Genomic DNA, 16,282 nt, shown 5'->3' on the forward strand with positions numbered 1-16,282 from the left:
CGCCGAGTATACCCGCGGGAGCGAATTCATTCGCACCCGCGGTGGCGGCGCGATTACGCGCTCGCTTTACGCCGCCGTGACCAGCCCGCGATACCCGCCAGCGCCGAGCCGAACAGCCAAACCGCGCCCGGCACCGGCACCGCCTGCACGTCGGCGCGCAGCGTCAGCTCGAAAGTGCCGAGGCTGCCATGGAATCCGCTCGCGTTTTCGCCGAACAGGTTGATGCGCACCACCTGCTCGAACAGGCCCACCACCAGCGGATTGAACGACACCGAGAGATCGTGCGCATCGCCGGTGCCGAGCGCGGCGAAGCTGTCGAAACCGCCGAGCGAGAATGCGCCGCCGTCGATATCGAAATCCGCACCCAAGGTATCGGCCGGACCGGTGATGAAGTTGGTCAAGGCCAACAGCCCGTTGACGCTGCCGGCGCCACTCGTGAGCCGGCCGAAGTCGTAGACGAAGTGGCCGGCCGATGCGCTCGCCAGTGCACCCGCGCCGCTGGTTTCGGTGAGCGTCGGGTTGGCGAAGTTGTTGACCACGGCATGCACGGCGACGCTCTGATCGTCGAGCGCAAGATCCGCCAGTTCGTCGTTGTGACTCGCGAATACCAGCGTCGCATTGCCGTTGAACACGCCGGCGGCGCCGGTGTCGAGGCCGATACTGAGTGCGCTGCTGACCGCATTCTGCGCAAGGCCGGCGGCGCCCAGCGAGCCGTTGCCGCTGAAGCCCGCCGGCACGACGCTGATGCTGCCGAGCAGGTTGTCGGTCAAGGAGCCCAGCGCGAGGTTGCGCACGGTCACGGCCTGCTCGCCGACCAGGTCGCCGACGTGCACGATGCCGAAATCGACGCTGGTGGTGTCGAGCGCCGCCACCGCCTGGCCGTAGACGCGGCCGCTCATGGCGAGATCCTGGCTGCCGGCCGCGCTCTGGCCGAGACCACTGGTGCCCGCACCGTCCGACACGTAGTCGATACGCGCGTTGCCGCTCTTCACGCCGGCCGTCGAAGTATCGAGGCCGACCTGGATGGCGCTGCCATCGCTGGCGCCGGCCGCGATGAGGTTGGCGCTGCCGGTGGCGCTGAAGCCGGCATCGACGCTGCCGACACTGGCATTCAAGGCTTCCGAGAAACCGTCGTTGGCGGCGCCATTGCGCACCACCACGCCGACCGTGGCGGGCGAGTCACCGACGCGATGCGCGCCGAAGTCCACGGGCTGGCCGTTGTCGAGGGAGCCTTCGGCCAGGCGCCACACCGCTACGTTGGTGGAGACACCGACGTTCTGCGAGCCGATGGCGGTGAGCCCGAGGCCGCTGGTGCCGGCGCCGTTGGAGGTGAACTGCAAGGTCGCGAAGCCCGTCAGGTTGCCCGCCGTGGCGGTATCGAGGCTGACCACCAGCGAGCCCGCGTCGGTCGCGCCGGCGGCGAGACCGCTGACGCTGCCACTGGTCTGGATACGCGTATCGGACACACCGCCGAAGACCGCATCCAGGCCTTCCGAGAAACCGTCGGCCAGCGCGGTATTGGTGAGGCTGAGCGTGCGCGTGGCGACATCGCCGACGTGCACGTTGCCGAACTGCACCGCGGCGACGGTGCCGGCGCTCGCCAGGCGATAGACATCGCCGCTGACGTTGACGGTCTGCGTGCCAAGCGCGAGTGCCGCGAAGCCACTGGTGCCGGCGCCGTCGGAAGCGAGGCTGATGGTCGCCGTGCCGCTCTTGTGACCGGCGCTCGAGGTGTCGATGCCGACCGTCAGCGCACTGCTGTCGGTGGCGCCGGCGTTCAACAGCGCGAAGCTGCCATTGTTGCTGGTCGCGTTGCCGGTCACACCGCCAATGCTCGCGTTCAAGCGTTCGGAGAAGCCGTCGTTGGCGGCGGTGTTGGTGAGGCTCGGCGCCTGGCTGGCGTCATCGCCGACATGACGGTTCGCGAATACCACCGGCTCTGGCGGTGCGCGCTGGCGCTGGCGAGGCGGAACACGTCACCACTGACGTTGACCGTCTGGGTGCCGAGCGCCGTCGTGCCGAGATCACTGGTACCGGCGCCGTTGGAGGTCAGCGTGATGGTCGCCGTGCCGGCCTTGTGACCGGCTGTCGCGGTATCGATACCGACCGCGAGGCTCGCGTTGTCGCTCGCGCCCGCGGCGAGCAGCGCGAAGCTGCCATCGTTGCTGGTGGCTTGGCCGGTCACGCCACCAATGCTGGCATCCAGGCGTTCCGAGAAACCGTCGTTGGCGACATCGTTGCTAAGGGTGAGCGCCTGGTTCGTCACGTCACCGACACGACGGTTGCCGAAGTTGATCGGCTCCGGTGTATGCGCGCTGGCGCTCGCCAGGCGATAGACATCGCCGCTGACGTTGACGGTCTGCGTGCCAAGCGCGAGTGCCGCGAAGCCACTGGTGCCGGCGCCGTCGGAAGCGAGGCTGATGGTCGCCGTGCCGCTCTTGTGACCGGCGCTCGAGGTGTCGATGCCGACCGTCAGCGCACTGCTGTCGGTGGCGCCGGCGCTCAACAGCGCGAAGCTGCCATTGTTGCTGGTCGCATTGCCGGTCGCACCGCCGATGCTCGCGTTCAAGCGTTCGGAGAAGCCGTCGTTGGCGGCGGTGTTGGTGAGGCTCAGCGCCTGGCTGGCGTCATCGCCGACATGACGGTTCGCGAATACCACCGGCTCTGGCGTATGCGCGCTGGCGCTGGCGAGGCGGAACACGTCACCACTGACGTTGACCGTCTGGGTGCCGAGCGCCGTCGTGCCGAGATCGCTGGTACCGGCGCCGTTGGAGGTCAGCGTGATGGTCGCCGTGCCGGCCTTGTGACCGGCCGTCGCGGTATCGATACCGACCGCGAGGCTCGCGTTGTCGCTCGCGCCCGCGGCGAGCAGCGTGAAGCTGCCGTCGTTGCTGGTGGCTTGGCCGGTCACGCCGCCGATGCTGGCATCCAGGCGTTCCGAAAAGCCGTCGTTGGCGACGTCGTTGCTTATCGTGAGCGCCTGGTTCGTCACGTCACCGACACGACGGTTGCCGAAGTTGATCGGCTCCGGTGTATGCGCGCTGGCGCTGGCCAGGCGATAGACATCGCCGCTGACGTTGACGGTCTGCGTGCCAAGCGCGAGTGCCGCGAAGCCACTGGTGCCGGCGCCGTCGGAAGCGAGGCTGATGGTCGCCGTGCCGCTCTTGTGACCGGCGCTCGAAGTGTCGATGCCGACCGTCAGCGCACTGCTGTCGGTGGCGCCGGCGCTCAACAGCGCGAAGCTGCCGTTATTGCTGGTCGCGTTGCCGGTCGCACCGCCGATGCTCGCGTTCAAGCGCTCGGAGAAGCCGTCGTTGGCGGCGGTGTTGGTGAGGCTCAGCGCCTGGCTGGCGCCATCGCCCACGTGCCGATTGGCAAACACCACGGGTTCAGGCGTATGCGCGCTGGCGCTGGCGAGGCGGAACACGTCACCACTCACGTTGACGGTCTGGGTGCCGAGCGCCGTCGTGCCAAGGCCGCTGGTGCCGGCGCCATTGGAGGTCAGCGTAATCGTCGCCGTGCCGGCCTTGTGACCGGCCGTCGCGGTATCGATGCCGACCGCGAGGCTCGCGTTGTCGCTCGCGCCCGCGGCGAGCAGCGCGAAGCTGCCGTCGTTGCTGGTGGCTTGGCCGGTCACGCCGCCGATGCTGGCATCCAGGCGTTCCGAAAAGCCATCGTTGGCAACGTCGTTGCTGATGGTGAGCGCCTGGTTCGTCACGTCACCGACACGACGGTTGCCGAAGTTGATCGGCTCCGGCGTATGCGCGGTCGGATTCGCGTAGCGGAATACCGCACCGCTGATCGAAAGCACCTGCTCGGCGACGTTGTCGAAATTGTTGACGACCGCCACCGACTGCCCGCTCAACGCACCGGCACTGCTGCCGGTCAGGGTCACGTCCAGCGCGGCGCTGCTGGCGCCGGCCGCCACCGGCCCGAAATTGGACGCCGTCACGCCGCTGCCCGACAGGCGCGCGTCATCGAGATTGCCGCCATTGACGCTGGTCTGGATGGCGCCGCGCAAGGCCGGACCGCTCGCGCCGGTGTTGGCAATCGAATACTGGCGCGTGACGCTGTCGCCGACGTGGATGTTGCCGAAGTTCATTCCGGGATTGGCGGTGCCGCCGTCGACGAGCTGGCCGCTCAAGGCTTGGGCGACGTCGCCGCTCGCCAGGATCTGGCCACTGCCGCTGACATTGGCGCGCGCGTCGAACGCATTGCCCTCGCCGAAGTTGGCGTTGGTATAGTCCTCGGCGACGGTCACGTTGGACGTACCGAGCGACAAGCTGCCGTTGTTGACGAGGAAGTCACCATCGCTGTCGGCGCCGAGCGCGAGCGTCGCGCCGGCATCGGACTGCAGCGTGCCGCTCTGGCCATCGATGCCGTTGCTCGCAGTCAGCGTGCCACCGCTGGCGCGTACCATGCCGGAGTTGACTACCCGTGGCGTCACCGTGCCGAAACCGAAAATCTCGCCACTCGCGGCGTTGGCGAGGCTGGGCGCGTCGAAGGTGCCGCCGCCCAATTGCAGGATCCCGCTGTTGGAGAAGGCGCCGACGGCGGAGAAATTGCGCGCGCCGAGCAGACGGAATGCGCCCTGGTTGTTGGTCAGGGTATTGATGCGCGCGAAACTCGCGAGCGCGCCGTCCAGCGTCACGTCGCCCTGGTTGGTGGTGAAGTTGACCGCACCGGCTTCGTCGAGATTCAAGACGCCGTTGCCACTGACCCGCCAAGTGCCGCCACTCAGGGTGTTGCCGTTCTGTTGCACGACACTGCCTGGCGGTGAACGTGCCATTCTGCACGTTGAGCGTGCCCTGGTTATCAAACGTCGTTGAGATCGTGGTAACGGTGCCCGTGGTCTTGCGATAGATGCCGGTCGCGGTGTTGAGGAAACTGTTGCTCCCGCCAAACGTATTGTTGATCGACGTCGACACCGTGGTGTCGTCCAGCCACAACCCGCGGTTCTCGATCACCGCGCCGCCGCCAAGCCGGAACTGCCCGGCATTGCCCGAGCTGTTCGTCCACGTCGTCGTGCCGGTGGTCAGCAAGCGGCGACCACCTGTGAGATCGTGCAGACCCGCACCCGTGACCGCCAGCGCGCCATCGAAGCGCGTCGTACCCGTGCCCGTCATCGTCGCCGTGCCGAAACCCGGCGTGCTCAAGGTCGACGCACCCGTCACCGTCAGCGTGCCCGTGCCGCCGAACGAGCCGCCGCTCTGGTTGAAACTCGTCACCGTCGGCGACAGCGCGCCGAGATCCAGCGAGCCACCCGAGATATCCAAAATGTCGCCCAGGTTGACGAGGTTGGCCGCCGCCAGGCTGTGCGTGCCATTCGTCACCGCGGTGGTGCCCGAAATGTCGTAGCTGCCGCCCATGCTCGCGGCGCCCCCGGCAAACGTCATGTTGTTGCCGGTGATGCTCGAGTCCGCCAGGAAGTTATGCGTGCCGGCCGTCACCGACAGCACACCCGGCCCGCTCATCACGAAATCACCGGTGTGCGTACCGCCGCCACCGAGTTCCAAAACACCGTTCTGGATCTCCACCAGGCCGTCATTGTTCATCGCCGTGCTGATGGTGGTGTCGTCGCGCTGGTCTTGCGATAGGTGCCGGTCGCGGTGTTGAGGAAACTGTTGCTGCCGCCAAACGTGCTGTTGATCGACGTCGACACCGAGGTGTCGTCCAGCCACAGCGCGCGGTTCTCGATCACCGCGCCGCCGCCAAGCCGGAACTGACCGCTATTGCCCGAGCTGTTGGTCCACGTCGTCGTGCCCGTCGTCAGCAGGTGGCGCCCCCTGTCAGATCGTGCAGGCCCGCGCCCGTGATCGACAGCGCGCCATCGAAGCGCGTGGTGCCGGTGCCGCTCATGGTGGCGGAACTGAACCCCGGCGTGCTCAAGGTCGATGGACCCGTCACCGTCACGGTACCCGCGCCGCCCAGCGTGCCGCCGCTGTGGTTGAACGTCGTCACCGTCGGCGACAGCGCGCCCAGATCCAGTGAGCCACCGGACACGGTCAAGGTGGGGCCCAGATTGACCACGTTGGCCGTGGCCAGGCTGTGCGTGCCATTGGTCACCGCGGTGGTGCCCGAGATGTCGTAGCTGCCGCCCATGTTCAACGTGCCGCCACCAAACGTGAAATTCGCGCCGGTGATGCTCGAACTGGCGAGGAAATTATGCACGCCGGCCGTCACCGACAGCACACCCGGCCCGCTCATCACGAAATCACCGGTGTGCGTACCGCCGCCACCGAGTTCCAAAACACCGTTCTGGATCTCCACCAGACCGTCGTTGTTCATCACCGTGCTGATGGTGGTGGTGGTCGCGCCGGTCTTGCGATAGGTGCCGTTCGCGGTATTGACGTAAGTGCCACCGCCAAGCCCCCCATTGATGGAGGTCGACACCGAGGTATTGTCCAGCCACAGCGCGCGGTTCTCGATCACCGCGTTGCCGCCAAGCCGGAACTGACCGCTATTGCCCGAGCTGTTCGTCCACGTCGTCGTGGCCGTCGTCAGCAGGCGGCGCCCCCCCGTCAGATCGTGCAGTCCCGCTCCCGTGACCGACAGCGCGCCATCGAAGCGCGTGGTACCCGTGCCCGACATCGTTGCCGGGCCGAAACCCGGCGTGCCCAAGGTCGAGGCACCCGACACCGTCACCGTGCCGGTGCCGCCCAGCGTGCCGCCGCTCTGGTTGAAACTGGTCACCGTCGGCGACAGCGCGCCGAGATCCAGCGAGCCACCCGAAATATTCAAGGTGGGGCCCAGATTGACCACGTTGGCCGAGGCCAGGCTGTTGGTGCCACCGGACACCGTGGTGGTGCCGGAAATGTCATACGTGCCGCCCATGTTCATGGTGGCACCGCTGAACGTGAAGTTGGCGCCGGTGATGCTCGAACTGGCGAGGAAATTGTGCACGCCGGCCGTCACCGACAGCACACCCGGCCCGCTCATGACGAAATCACCGGTGTGCGTACCGCCGCCACCGAGTTCCAAGACACCGTTCTGGATCTCCACCAGACCGTCGTTGTTCATCACCGTGCTGATGGTGGTCGTGGTGCCACCGGTCTTGCGATAGGTACCGCTCGCGGTGTTGACGAAAGTGCCACCGCCAAGCCCCCCATTGATGGAGGTCGACACCGAGGTATTGTCCAGCCACAGCCCGCGGTTCTCGATCACCGCGTTGCCGCCAAGCCGGAACTGCCCGCCATTGCCCGAGCTGTTCGTCCACGTCGTCGTGCCCGTCGTCAGCAGGCGGCGACCCGCGGTGAAGTCGTGCAATCCCGCGCCCGTGACCGACAGCGCGCCATCGAAACGCGTGGTGCCCGTGCCCGTCATCGTCGCCTGGCTGAAGCCCGGCGTGCTCAAGGTCGAGGCGCCCGACACCGTCAGCGTGCCCGTGCCGCTCAGCGTGCCGCCGCTCTGGTTGAAACTCGTCACCGTCGGCGACAGCGCGCCGAGATCCAGCGAGCCACCCGAAATATTCAAGGTGGGGCCCAGATTGGCCACGGTGGCCGCGGCCAAGCTGTGCGTGCCACCCGTCACCGCGGTGGTGCCCGAGATGTCGTAGCTGCCGCCCATGTTCAACGAGCCGCCGCCAAAGGTGAAATTGCTGCCGGTGATGCTCGAACTCGCGAGGAAGTTATGCGTGCCGCCCGTCACCGACAGCACACCCGGCCCGCTCATCACGAAGTCACCGTTGTGCGTGCCGCCGCCACCGAGTTCCAAGGTGCCGTTCTGGATCTCCACCAGGCCGTCATTGTTCATCACTGATCTGATGCTGGTGGTCGTCGCGCCGGTCTTGCGATAGGTGGCGCTCGCAGTGTTGACGAAGTGCCACCGCCAAGCCCCCCATTGATGGAGGTCGACACCGAGGTATTGTCCAGCCACAGACCGCGGTTCTCGATGACCGCATTGCCGCCGAGCCGGAACTGACCGCTATTGCCCGAGCTGTTCGTCCACGTCGTCGTGCCTGTCGTCAGCAGGCGGCGACCCGCGGTGAAGTCGTGCAATCCCGCGCCCGTGACCGACAGCGCGCCATCGAAACGCGTCGTACCCGTGCCCGTCATCGTCGCCGAGCTGAAGCCCGGCGTGCTCAAGCTCGAAGCGCCCGTCACCGTCAGGGTGCCGGTGCCGCCCAACGTGCCGCCGCTGTGGTTGAAAGACACCACGCCGACGGATCCACCCACGTTCAGGGTGCCGCCGCTCAGTTCCAATGCGCCGGTGCCGCTCGGCGTCAGCGCGCCCGACTGGTTGACCGCGCCATTGCTGACCAGCAGGCGACCATTCAACGCCACCGAGGTGCTGTTCAGCGCGAACGTACCGCCGCCGAGTTCCAGGGTCGACCCCGCGGCGATGGAATAACTGCCGTTCAGCGTGCCGCCGCCAGTCAATTGCAGAGTGCCGTTGCCGACATCGACGCTGCCATCATTGGTGATCACAGCGCTGATATTGGTGGTGGTGGCCGTCGTCTTCTGGTACGCGCCGCTGGCGGTATTGACGAACGTGCCGCCGCCGAGACTGGAATTGATGGAGGTCGACACCGAAGTGTTATCGAACCACAGACCGCGGTTCTCGATGCGCGCGTTGGCGCCCATGCGGATCTGTCCGCCATTGCCTGCAGCTGTTGGTCCAGGTAGTGGTGCCGGTGGTCACGCAAATTGCGACCAGCCGATAAATCGTGCGTGCCAGCCCCGGTGATGGCGAGCGAAGCGTCGAATTGCGTGATGCCCGTACCGCTCATGGTGGACGAACTGAAGCCCGACGTGCCCCACTCCGAAGCGCCGCCGACGGTGAGATTGCCGCTGCCTGCGAGGATGCCACCGTTCTGCGTGAAGCCGGCGCTGATGGTCGAGGCATTGTTGAGCGTCAGGGTGCCACCGGTCAGCGCCAGGTTCTCCTGGCTCACGAGACTGTTGATGGTCACCGCGCCGCTGCGGAAAGTAATGGTGCGCACGGTGGCGCCGCCGACATCGATGGTCACATCGTCGGCCGCGCCCGGCAGGGCCGGGTTGGAACTCCAATTGGTCGTCACGTCCCAGAAGCCATCCGCATTGGGCGCCCAGTTGACGGGCACCGCGGCGGCGTTGGCTGACAAGGCGGCCAGCATGACGGCCGCCGACAGCGGGCGCAGACGGAATTTGGGTGGTAATTGGGTCATGACGAAGCGTCCCAGGTCCTGTTGATTCTTGTGTTCGACGACAGACACGGCCTACGCATTGACGCCGTTCATGTCGCCGCTTCGCTTTCAGCGAATTCCTACATCTCACCGCTAATTAACATGGCTACCGGTGACGCGGCAATGCGCGAAGCAGCGGTTTGTTGATCGAAAACCGAAAGTAACAATCGGCCACAATTGGCGAGTCGTACGCGGCATGAAAAAGAGGAAATGCTTCACAGACCCGCACCGGCCCGGTTGTGCGCTCGAGGCAAGCCGGGCTAGTCCACCACTCTTTCGTCGACGCGCACGGCTCGGCACAATGACGCGCTTTCCCACGCTGGAGCGCCACGCCCATGGCCCGTCACGCCGATTGGTATTTCGATTTCATCTCGCCCTACGCTTACCTGCAGTTCAAACATTTCTACAGGCTGCCGGCCGATGTCGAAGTGACGCTGAAACCGGTGCTGTTCGCCGGCCTGCTCGGCCATTGGGAACACAAGGGGCCGGCCGAGATCCCGGCCAAGCGCGTGCAGACCTATCGCTACAGTCATTGGCTGGCGAAGAAGCTCGGCGTGCCGTTCAAGGCGCCGCCGGCGCATCCTTTCAATCCGCTGCGCGTGCTGCGCCTGGCCTGCGCGCTGGACGGCGATCACGCCGTGGTCGAGGCCTTGTTCAATTTCGTATGGGGCACGGGCGGTGACGTGAACGATGACGCGGCGCTCGCCAGGCTGGCGGCGCGTTTCGGAGTGAACGACCTGGCGGCGACACTGGCCGATGACAAGGTCAAGCACAGCCTGCGCAGCAACACCGAAGCGGCCATCGCGCGCGGCGTGTACGGCGTGCCGACCTTCGCCGTCGACGACCAGTTGTTCTGGGGTTTCGATACCACCGACATGCTGCTCGACTACCTGGCCGATCCGTCGATGATGCAGAGCGCGGAGATGCAGCGCCTGGCGCACATGCCGATGGCGGCGAGCCGCAAGGTGTAATCCCCTCCCGTAGGTGCGAATTTATTCGCACATGGTCCGGCGGCGGCACGCCGCATCCTGAATGACTGCGAATAAATTCGCACCTACAGGTCGCGCGCCTTGAAGGTATCGCAGGCCTTGATGCTGTCGCCCGCGTAACCGGTCTTGAACCAGCGCACGCGCTGCGCCGAGGTGCCGTGGGTGAAGGAATCGGGGATCACCACGCCGCGCGCCTGCTTCTGCAGCATGTCGTCGCCGATGGCATTGGCGGCGCGCAGCGCTTCGTCGATGTCGTCCGGATCGAGAAACGGTTTGACGCGGTTGGCGTGCTGAGCCCACAGGCCGGCGAAGCAGTCGGCCTGCAGTTCGACGCGCACCGACACCTGGTTGTATTCCTCGCGGCTGAGGCGCTGCCGCAGGCCCTGCACCTGGTCGCTGACGCCGAGCAGGTTCTGCACGTGATGTCCGATCTCGTGGGCGATGACATAGGCGCGCGCGAAATCACCGCCGGCGCGAAAGCGCCCGGCCATCTCGTCGAAGAAGCCCATGTCGAGATAGACCTTGCTGTCTCCCGGGCAGTAAAACGGCCCCATCGCCGCCTGCCCGGTGCCGCAGGCGGTGGATGTCTGACCGCGGAACAGCACCAGCCGCGGTTCGACGTAGCTGCCGCCCATGGCGCCGAACATCTCGTTCCAGCTGGTCTCGGTCTTGTGCAGCACGCGCGCCACTTCCGACTTCATGGCCGCTTCGGCATCGTTGCCGGGATCGATGGGTCGTGACTGCTCGACGCCGGGATTGTTCTGGAAGTTCTCCGCCACGCCGAGCAAGGTGCGCGGATCGATACCGGTGAAATAACTCACCACCAGCGCGATGGCGATGGTACCCAGGCCGACACCGCCCACGCGACGACCGCCGCGGCCGCGCCGGTCTTCGACATTGCTGCTTTCGTCCTCGTCTCCCAGGCGCATGCTCGCCTCCTGTGTGCGCGTGGCGCCGGGAGCCAGCCGTCATCGTGCTGAGTCCCGGCCTGAACCGCTGCCAGCGGCTTACTTGGCCGGTTTGCGAAAGCGTAGCGTCATGCGATCGCTTTCGCCGATGGCCTGGTATTTCGCCTTGTCCTTGTCGCCGTCGGCGTAGCTCGGCGGCAGCGCCCACACTCCCTTGGCGTGATCCTTGGTGTCCTTGGGATTGGCGTTGATGTCGCTCTTTTCTTCCAGCACGAAGCCGGCCTTGGTGGCGCTATCGATCACCAGCTGCTCATCCGTGTAGCCGGAATCGAGTGACTGCTCGCGTGGGGTGCCGGGCTTGGCGCGATGCTCGACCACGCCGAACACGCCGCCGGGCTTGAGCGCCGCGAACGCGGCCTTGAACACCGCCACTTCACCTTCGTCCTTCAGCCAGTTGTGCACATTGCGGAAGGTCAGCACGGCATCGGCGCTGGCGGGCGGCGCGATGGCGACCTGGGATGGCGGTTGGAAAGGGGTCAGGGACACGCGGTCGTAGACGGCCGGCTCGGCGGCCAGCTTCTGGGTGAAGGCACCGACGGATTTCTTGCCGTACTCGCTGCTGGTGTCGAGCGGGAAATGCGCGGCGTAGAGTCGGCCCTTGTCGCGCAGGTAAGGAGCCAGGATCTCGGTGTACCAACCACCGCCGGGGCTCAGTTCCACCACCGTCATGTCCGGCTTGATGCCGAAAAATGCCAGGGTCTGGGCGGGATGGCGATAGGCATCGCGCGCGCGGTTGGCATCGCTGCGCTGCGGTCCCGCCAGCGCCGCGTCGAGCGCGGCGTCGGCCGCGGCGCTCAAGCTGGTGGCCAGCAGGCCACAGCACAGGGCGAGTCGCGCAAATCCTTTCAATGACACTCTCATGGTTTTCCCCTCGACGTTGTTCATGGACGTTGCTTATAGGTTAATCATCGCACGGACGCGGCCCGTCTCGCGGCTACACGAACGGGGCGTTTTTGCGCGCCGCCTTTTCCTTTATCTTGCCGCCCTCGCCCGTCGCCCGAGGCGCGGACCGTCTCAACACCCACAGGAGCTTCGACATCCATGGCCAGCACGCTATTCGATTTGACCGGCAAGGTGGCGCTGGTGACCGGTTCGACCAAGGGCATCGGCCGCGCCATCGCCACCGAGCTCGCACGCCATGGCGCGCGGGTGGTGATCTCGAGCCGCAAGGCCGACGCCTGCCAGGAGGTCGCGGACGCCATCAACACCGAGACCGCGGGCCAGGCGGGAAGTGCCGTGGCGATTGCCGCCAATATCAGTCACAAGGCCGAGCTCGAACGGCTGGTCGGCGAGACCCGCGCCCAGCTCGGCGCCATCGACGTGCTGGTGTGCAATGCCGCCGTCAATCCGCATTACGGTCCGATGAGCGGCCTGCCGGATTCGGCGTTCGAGAAGATCCTCGGCGTCAACATCCTGTCCAATCACTGGCTGGCACAGCTGGTGCTGCCGGAAATGATCGCGCGGCGCGACGGCTCGATCATCATCGTGTCGTCCATCGGTGGCCTCAAGGGCTCGCCGGTGCTGGGCGCCTACTGCATTTCCAAGGCCGCCGATCTGCAGCTGGTGCGCAACCTCGCGGTCGAGAACGGCCCGCACAATATCCGCGTCAATGCCATTTCGCCCGGCCTCATCAAGACCGACTTCGCGCGCGCGCTGTGGGAGAACCCGGACACGCTCGCGCGTCGCGTGCAGTTCGATCCGCTGCGGCGCATCGGCGAACCCGAGGAGGTGGCCGGCATCGCGGTCTACCTCGCCTCGCGCGCCGGCGCCTTCACCACCGGCCAGAATTTCGTCATCGACGGTGGCGCCACCATCGGCTCCTGAGCCAGGCGCAAGCATTCAAGTTCAAAAACCGACAAGAGGCTGTGTGTCATGCGCGTAATTGAATATCCGAAAGACATGAAAGACCTGGTGGGCCAGGAGATCGGCGCGTCCGATTGGGTGCTGGTCGATCAAGGCATGATCGACAAGTTCGCCGAGGCGACGGGCGATCATCAGTGGATACACGTGGACGTCGAACGCGCCAGGAAAGAGATGCCGGGCGGCAAGACCATCGCCCATGGCTTTCTGACCTTGTCGCTGGTGCCGCGTCTCGGCGCCACCATCTGGTCGATCACGCACCGCAGCCGCGGCCTGAATTACGGTTTGAACAAGCTGCGCTTCACCGCGCCGGTGCCGGTCGATTCGCGCGTGCGCCTGCGTCAGAAGCTGCTGGCCGCCGATGACGTCAAGGACAACGGCATCCGCCTGACCTTCGAGAACACCATCGACATCGAGGGCAAGGACCAGCCGGCGCTGGTCGCCGAAGGCCTGAGCATCGTCTTTCCCTGAGCGGCACGCGCGGCGCGCCGTGGCTTGCAGGCGTGTCGGCGCGCCTTCAGCGCGGCGCGTCGGCGCGCTGCGCCGCCCAGGCCTCGAACGCGTCCAGCGTCATGGGCCGGCCGATGAAGAACCCCTGGCCGTAATCACAGCCGAGTTCGGCGAGGAAGTTCAGGGTCTCGATGTCCTCGATGCCTTCCGCCACCACGGTCATGCCGAAGTTGTGCGCGAGATCGATTACGGAGCGCACGATCTTGGCGTTGCGCTCGCTGTGGATGACGCCCATCACGAAGGACTTGTCGATCTTGAGCTCGCCCACCGACAGCCGTCCGAGCTGCGAGAGCGACGAATAGCCGGTACCGAAATCATCGATGGACAGGCGGATGCTCTCGCCGTGGAAGCGGTCGAGGATGGCTATCGCCGCCTCGGGATCTTCAATCAGCGCGCCTTCGGTGATCTCGAGCGTGAGCTGGCATTTGTCGGTGCACCAGATGCTGGCGGCCTGGCTGACGAAATCGAAGATGTCCGGGTCGCCCAGCGCTATCGGTGACAGGTTCACCGCCACCGAGAAGCCGGGAAAGCGATCGAAGTAATCGCCGCAGGAGCGCAGCGCGGCGTTCAAGGTCCACAGCGTGATCTCGACGATGAGGCTGGAACGCTCGGCGAGCGGAATGAAAATGTCCGGCGACACCACCTCGCCGTTATGGCGCGTCCAGCGCGCCAAGGCCTCTGCCCCCACCAGGGCGCCGCTCTTGAGGTCGATCTTGGGCTGCAGGCACAGGTAGATCTCATCGCCGGCGATGGCTTCGCGCAGTGCGCGTTCCAGCACGTAGCTGTGGATGCTGCGCGCGCGTTTCTCCAGCGCCGGCGTGTAGACGCCGTAGTCGGTGGGATTGTCGTCGGCCTGCGCCGCCGCCAGTTCCGCGCAGCGCAGCAGCGCGGCGGCGTCGGGCGCGTCGCCGGGATACAGGGCAACGCCGATCGCCACCTGCGCCGACAGTTCATGCTCGCCGCACACGAACCGCGGCCGGCAGGCGTGAATGATCTTGGACGCCGCCAGTTCCGCCTGGGCGCCGCCGTGCAGGCGCGGCAGGATCAGCGCGAAACGCCCCTCTTCGAGATGCACGACGGAGTCGCACTCGCGCAGCGCGGTGGCCATGCGCATCTGCACCTCGCCCACCACCTGCTCGGAGACGTCGTAGCCGTAATTGATGTTGATCTCGTGCATGTGCGGCACGCGCAGTACCAGCACCGCCACCAGCTCGCCCGCCTGGTTGCCGGCCAGGGCATCGGCCAGCATGCCGAGAAAGCGGCGGCGGCTGGAGATCTCTTTCGCGGCGGCGTTCACAGCAGCCGGGTGATGTTCTCGAGCAGCTCGGGCGTCATGCGGCCCTGCGCCAGGTAGAACTGTCGCGGATCGATGCCATAGGCTTCCGGTTCGACACTGCGCTTGATGGTGACGGCGCTGTAATCGTCGCCCATCTTGGTGGCCTGGCTGGCCAGGTCGATATCCACGAATTGGGCCAGCGGCTTCTTGTCCGCGCCGAGGATCAGCATCAGCCGCGGCAGCAGCCGCCGCACACGGTTCTGACCCACCACGATACCCACTTCGCCGGAATGGAGCTCGACCAGGGTGCCGGTCGGATAGATGCCGAGACACTGGATGAACTGCTCGACCAGCTCGCGCTGAAACGATTTACCGCACTCGTCATACAGGCGGCGCATGGCATCGTGCGGTGAAATGCCGGACGCATAGGGACGGTCGCTGGTGACGGCGTCGAAGAAGTCGGTGATCGACACCATGCGCGCGAACGGCGGGATGTCGCGACCGGCGATGGCGCGCGGATAGCCCTTGCCGTTGAAGCACTCGTGATGGGCATGCACGATTTCGAACACGCGCTTGCTGATGTCCGGCACTTCGTGCAGCAGGTCGACGCTGTAATCGACGTGCTTCTTCACCACCTGCTGTTCGACCTCGGAGAGCGGCGTGGACTTGCGCATGAGTTCCTGCGGCAACTTGAGCTTGCCGATATCGATGAGCATCGCGCCGAGTCCGATGTCGGCCAGCTCGACCTTGGAAAATCCCAGGTGGCGGCCGAAGGCGATCGCCAACGCGCTGGTGTCGAGCAGGTGGTAGTAGGTGTAGGTGTCGCGGTCCTTGACCAGTCGCAACCACATGCAGGCGTCGGGATTGCGCACCACCGATTCGGTGATGCCACTGACGGCATCCTTGAGACCGACCACTGCAATCTTGCGCCCGCGCTGGATGTCGTCCACCACTTCGTCCAGCGCTTCGCAGACCTTGGCGCGCGCGGCGCGCGCGGCTGCCATCTCGGCTTCCACCGACACGCTGTCGATGTGATTGACCGGACGTGACGGCATGTAGTCGAAGATCTGCGTCTCGCGATCCGACTTGACGGTGCGTTCCTTCCAGTCGACCGCGTTGTTGTCCTCGACGTCGGTCGGGCGGCCGCGCTTGTCGGTGCGTACCCACACCGTGCGGCACGTGCGCCGCAGGTTGTCGATTGCTTCCAAGTCATTGACCCAAAAACCCTGGAAACGAAAAGGCGTGCCAAGCCAGGGCCGGTCCAGCTTGGCCACGAACATGCCAAGCTTGACCTTGTCCACTTCAATCATGATGTCCATGCAGTCGAGAGAGTCCTGAAAATCCGCAGCTGAAAACGAAATATCGGAGGCGCGGAGCCACGCCCCACCCCGCCCCTGCCGGGATGCTGGATCCGCTGCACCGATATAGCGGCCGACGGGGCGCCGCACTGAAATACCCGGCGACCGGCAGCGGCGGCGGGCGCGTGATCCAGATCAAGTTTCAGCGGCCGCCTGGA

Annotated in this window: 13 protein-coding genes; 4 read left to right on the plus strand and 9 right to left on the minus strand. The window is 65.8% G+C overall.

Translation table 11 applies throughout. From position 1 onward, the window contains the following. Positions 1 to 53 precede the first annotated feature (53 nt). Both IPM80_09880 and IPM80_09885 read right to left on the minus strand, forming a co-directional pair. Entirely contained in the window at positions 54 to 1,934 is a 1,881-nt protein-coding gene (locus IPM80_09880) for a choice-of-anchor D domain-containing protein (protein MBK8958726.1), read from the minus strand. After that, complete coding sequence (locus IPM80_09885; protein ID MBK8958727.1) at positions 1,841 to 4,762, minus strand: choice-of-anchor D domain-containing protein; 2,922 nt, start codon at positions 4,760 to 4,762, stop codon at positions 1,841 to 1,843. Before IPM80_09885 ends, IPM80_09880 begins: the two co-directional genes overlap by 94 nt. 101 nt (positions 4,763 to 4,863) lie before the next feature. On the opposite strand from IPM80_09885, the gene IPM80_09890 reads away from it, so the two are divergent. Then, the gene (locus IPM80_09890; protein ID MBK8958728.1) at positions 4,864 to 5,358 is read left to right on the plus strand and encodes a hypothetical protein; all 495 of its coding nucleotides are present in this window, start codon (positions 4,864 to 4,866) and stop codon (positions 5,356 to 5,358) included. Positions 5,359 to 5,551: 193 nt separating this feature from the next. Here IPM80_09890 and IPM80_09895 read toward each other — a convergent pair whose 3' ends face one another. The 3 genes from IPM80_09895 to IPM80_09905 all read right to left on the minus strand — a co-directional run bounded on the left by IPM80_09895 (position 5,552) and on the right by IPM80_09905 (position 8,582). After that, positions 5,552 to 5,701, minus strand: a complete 150-nt coding sequence (locus IPM80_09895) for a hypothetical protein (protein ID MBK8958729.1) — start codon at positions 5,699 to 5,701, stop codon at positions 5,552 to 5,554. Between the two features lie 68 nt (positions 5,702 to 5,769). Further along, the gene (locus IPM80_09900) at positions 5,770 to 7,752 is read right to left on the minus strand and encodes a hypothetical protein (protein ID MBK8958730.1); all 1,983 of its coding nucleotides are present in this window, start codon (positions 7,750 to 7,752) and stop codon (positions 5,770 to 5,772) included. Further along, positions 7,752 to 8,582, minus strand: coding sequence for a hypothetical protein (locus IPM80_09905; protein ID MBK8958731.1), 831 nt, complete (start codon positions 8,580 to 8,582; stop codon positions 7,752 to 7,754). Before IPM80_09905 ends, IPM80_09900 begins: the two co-directional genes overlap by 1 nt. Before the next feature lie 916 nt (positions 8,583 to 9,498). On the opposite strand from IPM80_09905, the gene IPM80_09910 reads away from it, so the two are divergent. Continuing rightward, positions 9,499 to 10,134 carry a 2-hydroxychromene-2-carboxylate isomerase gene (locus IPM80_09910; GenBank protein MBK8958732.1) on the plus strand — a complete coding sequence of 212 codons (636 nt, stop codon included), beginning with the start codon at positions 9,499 to 9,501 and terminating at the stop codon, positions 10,132 to 10,134. A gap of 83 nt (positions 10,135 to 10,217) precedes the next feature. Here IPM80_09910 and IPM80_09915 read toward each other — a convergent pair whose 3' ends face one another. After that, positions 10,218 to 11,081 carry a neutral zinc metallopeptidase gene (locus tag IPM80_09915; GenBank protein ID MBK8958733.1) on the minus strand — a complete coding sequence of 288 codons (864 nt, stop codon included), beginning with the start codon at positions 11,079 to 11,081 and terminating at the stop codon, positions 10,218 to 10,220. Positions 11,082 to 11,159: 78 nt separating this feature from the next. Continuing rightward, the gene (locus tag IPM80_09920) at positions 11,160 to 11,981 is read right to left on the minus strand and encodes a class I SAM-dependent methyltransferase (protein ID MBK8958734.1); all 822 of its coding nucleotides are present in this window, start codon (positions 11,979 to 11,981) and stop codon (positions 11,160 to 11,162) included. A gap of 180 nt (positions 11,982 to 12,161) precedes the next feature. Here IPM80_09920 and IPM80_09925 point away from each other — a divergent pair, with 180 nt between their 5' ends. Both IPM80_09925 and IPM80_09930 read left to right on the plus strand, forming a co-directional pair. Beyond that, complete coding sequence (locus IPM80_09925) at positions 12,162 to 12,944, plus strand: SDR family oxidoreductase (GenBank protein MBK8958735.1); 783 nt, start codon at positions 12,162 to 12,164, stop codon at positions 12,942 to 12,944. A 48-nt stretch (positions 12,945 to 12,992) separates the two neighbouring features. Beyond that, the gene (locus tag IPM80_09930) at positions 12,993 to 13,451 is read left to right on the plus strand and encodes a MaoC family dehydratase (GenBank protein MBK8958736.1); all 459 of its coding nucleotides are present in this window, start codon (positions 12,993 to 12,995) and stop codon (positions 13,449 to 13,451) included. 46 nt (positions 13,452 to 13,497) lie between these two features. On the opposite strand, the gene IPM80_09935 is transcribed toward IPM80_09930, so the two are convergent. Next, a complete protein-coding gene (locus IPM80_09935; GenBank protein ID MBK8958737.1) occupies positions 13,498 to 14,787 on the minus strand; it encodes a GGDEF domain-containing protein in 1,290 nt (429 codons plus the stop codon). After that, positions 14,784 to 16,085, minus strand: coding sequence for an HD-GYP domain-containing protein (locus IPM80_09940; protein MBK8958738.1), 1,302 nt, complete (start codon positions 16,083 to 16,085; stop codon positions 14,784 to 14,786). The genes IPM80_09935 and IPM80_09940 overlap by 4 nt, the downstream gene beginning before the upstream one ends. Positions 16,086 to 16,282 lie beyond the last annotated feature (197 nt).

This window comes from Pseudomonadota bacterium (assembly GCA_016719885.1).
Lineage (GTDB): Bacteria > Pseudomonadota > Gammaproteobacteria.